This is a genomic window from Sphingomonas sp. Leaf62 (assembly GCF_001421915.1).
Taxonomy (GTDB): Bacteria; Pseudomonadota; Alphaproteobacteria; order Sphingomonadales; family Sphingomonadaceae; genus Sphingomonas.
The window spans coordinates 1-3,227 of the sequence record NZ_LMLN01000017.1; the positions used below are offsets into that span (position 1 = coordinate 1).

Annotated in this window: 3 protein-coding genes; 1 reads left to right on the plus strand and 2 read right to left on the minus strand. The window is 65.3% G+C overall.

The window, feature by feature from the left end; translation table 11 throughout:
• A partial coding sequence (locus ASE91_RS09075) for an NAD(P)/FAD-dependent oxidoreductase (protein WP_327196772.1) occupies positions 1 to 1,050 on the minus strand: 1,050 nt, incomplete at its 3' end.
• On the minus strand, positions 1,047 to 2,150 hold the full coding sequence (locus ASE91_RS09080) for an aldo/keto reductase (RefSeq protein WP_056625263.1): 1,104 nt from the start codon (positions 2,148 to 2,150) through the stop codon (positions 1,047 to 1,049). The genes ASE91_RS09080 and ASE91_RS09075, both read right to left, overlap by 4 nt.
• Positions 2,151 to 2,245: 95 nt before the next feature.
• Between ASE91_RS09080 and ASE91_RS09085 the strand changes: the two genes are divergently transcribed.
• On the plus strand, positions 2,246 to 3,133 hold the full coding sequence (locus ASE91_RS09085; RefSeq protein ID WP_056625266.1) for a LysR family transcriptional regulator: 888 nt from the start codon (positions 2,246 to 2,248) through the stop codon (positions 3,131 to 3,133).
• Positions 3,134 to 3,227 lie beyond the last annotated feature (94 nt).

Here is a 3,227-nt window from a genome sequence, read left to right on the forward strand (position 1 = left end):
ATTTGTCGATCCGACGAACTCCGCGAGATGCTGTCCCGACAGCCAGGCAGCTTCGATCCGCGGTCCGAGAATCCAGTCGCCGCAGGCGCCTAGCCGGATATCAGCGTTCCAGATCGCGCCGTGGTTCAACGCGTCGACCCTCGCATACCGCCAGCGATGAACGCTGGTCGCGATGACGGCAGGCAATTCGGCGCCGATATTATCCGCGAACGCCGCGAGAAGCGCGCGTTGTACCGTGTCCGGTTCGTCTTCGAGATGCGCGCGCGACCAATCGGCACTGGCCTGAAGGACCCAGGCCTCCGGTCCAGTCCGAGTTGGCTTGGCCGAGTTGCGAACTGCGGATCCGATGATGCCGAGATCCGTGAGCCGATCGCGATCGATCGGTACGGGGCCATCGAATGCTGCCATGACGGTCCAGCACGGATCGGACACCGCGGAACGGGCTGCATCGGCCAGCGTGACATCGTGGGCGACGACCAGGGGCGCGACCTGTTCGGCGGGCACCGCGACGATTGCCGCGTCGAACCGCTCGTTACCGATCCACCATTCGCCATCATAGGTCAGGGTGTCGATGGCAGTGTTCCAGCGGACGTCGCCGCCGTTCGCCATCGCACGGATCGGTGCGCTCATCGCCGGCGTCCCGACCCACGCATCCGGGCCAGCGGGCGACCAGCGAGCGACATGGCCGTCTTGCGCCCAGCGCTCGACCTGCGCGACGAACGCGGGATCGCGTGCCGTCAGATATTGCGCGCCGTGATCGAATGCGGCCTCCCCCACCGGGGTGTCGATGCGGCGGGTCGACATGCGGCCACCCGGCCCGCGCCCCTTGTCAAACACGATGACGTTGTGACCCTGATGACGAAGCGTCTGCGCACACGAAAGGCCCGCCATTCCCGCCCCGATGATTCCGATCCGCATGACTATCCCCGTGCCGGCGTTCGGCAAACGAACTTGCTGTAGACCGGACGGTTTCAAACGCGGAGTTTGTCGATTGGAGCCGACCACGCGCAGATTTCGTCTTGGGCGATCGGCTCCAGGATGACGGTTCAACTTCGAATGTCTCCGCCGCCGAAGACGACCTGATTGCGCATGGCGGGGGCGAACAGGCCGTATAGAAACGACAGGTTGCCACCGCTCACCGCATCGAGCGCCGCACGGTGATCGGGTGACAGGGTAAGGCCAAGTGCGGCGACATTGTCGGTTACCTGCTCCGCCCGGCTCACGCCCATCAGCGTCGAGGTGACGCCAGGCTGCCCAACCACCCAGGACAGTGCGACGCGCGCCGGCATCTCGTTAATCTCCGCGGCGACGCGTTTTAGTTCGTCGAGGATCTGCCAGTTGCGCTCAGTGAACAGCGTGTCGCCAAACGGATTGTCGCCATCGAGCCGCTTGTCGTTGGCGGGCCGCGCCGCGTCGTCCTGCCCGGCTTGATTAGGGACGCCGCCCGCGCGCTTCGGACCCGCCTCGACGGTCGCGCGGTCGTATTTGCCAGTAAGCAGGCCATAGGCGAGAGGGCTCCAGGGCACGAAACCCATGCCGGCCGATCGCGCGAGAGGCAGATGTTCGGCCTCGACCCCGCGTTCGACCAGCGAATAGAAATATTGCAGGCCGATCGGCGCCGGATCGCCCTGGACCCGCGCCAGCGTCGCGAGTTCGGCGACGTACCAGGCCGGGGTGTTGGATATACCCCAGTAGCGGATCTTGCCCGCTGCGACGAGCGCGGTCATCGTCCGCAACAGTTCCTCGGGCGGGGTTATGCCGTCCCAGACATGTACCCAGTACAGGTCGATGAAGTCCGTCCGGAGTCGGCGGAGCGATCCTTCGACGGACGCCAGGATGTGGCGCGCGCCGTTGCCGCCTGCATGATAGCCGCGGCCGGTTGCAAACCCCGATTTCGTCGCGATCACCAGCTGATCGCGCGACGATTGCGCGGCGACAAAACTACCGACCATCTCTTCCGATCGCCCGCCGGCATAGACGTCGGCGGTGTCGATGAAATTGCCGCCAAGATCCGTGTAGCGATTGAACACCGCGTGGCTTCCGCTCTCGTCCAGCCCCCATTGCGGCGTGCCGAAGGTCATCGTACCGAGTGCCAGCGGGCTGACGAGAAGGCCGGAGCGGCCGAGCGGGCGATAGGTGTCGAGTTTCATGATCGCATCCTGCAGTGTGTCGTCTCCAGATGGACGCAGGACGGCGCGAGGATTAGATCATCTGGGGCGCATGGGTTGCTGAAGGATGTTCAGGAATGGATCGCGATCTCTGGTCCGGTCTCGCGGTGTTCGAGACGATCGTCGAGGCTGGCAGCTTCGCGCGAGCGGCGACGCGGCTTGGATTGTCCGCCTCGGCTTTGAGCCATGCGATGCGGTCGCTCGAAACGAAACTGGGCGTCCGGCTGCTCGACCGTACCACCCGGTCGCTGGCGCCGACGCTTGCAGGTGAGGAATTGCTGGTGCGGTTGAAACCGGCGATCGCTTCGGTCGCGGGCGCGCTGGCCGACCTCGATAACGCCCGCGAACGACCGGCGGGGCGGATCCGGGTCAGCGCACACCGGGTCGCGGCGCTCTACTCCATCCTGCCGCGACTGACCGACTTTGCGCGCGCCTATCCCGACATCGCGGTTGAACTGGTGGTCGACGACGGGTTTGTCGACATCGTCGCGGACCGTTTCGACTGCGGGGTCCGGCACGCGCAGACGCTGCAGGCCGACATGATATCGGTACCGATCAGCGCGACGGTCCCGCTCGTCTTCGTTGCCGCCCCGGACTACCTCGCAGACCATCCCGCACCCGCCGATCCCGACGATCTCGTCGCGCATCGGTGCCTGTGTTACCGGTACACGTCGTCCGGCGTCGTACACCGATGGGAATTCGAGCGGGATGGCCGGACGGTGGAACGGTCGGTCCGCGGCGACTTCATCACCAACGATATCGACGTGATGCGTGACGCCGCGGTGGCAGGGCTAGGAGTGACTTGCCTGCCGCTGCCGCACGCTGCGCTGGAACTGGCCGAAGGTACGCTGGTCGAAGTGCTCGCCGGCTGGGCACCCCTACTGGCACCGAACCACCTCTATTATCCGAACCGCCGCCAACCGACTGCCGCTTTCCAGGCCTTCGTGGCGGCGATGCGCGTCTGATGGCAAGCGTACTTTCTTAAGATTAGGAGCATTCGACTATCAGGACCGCGGGGCGCTTCGTTCGGGGAGGTCGCCGTCAGCCTTCGAAGATCCG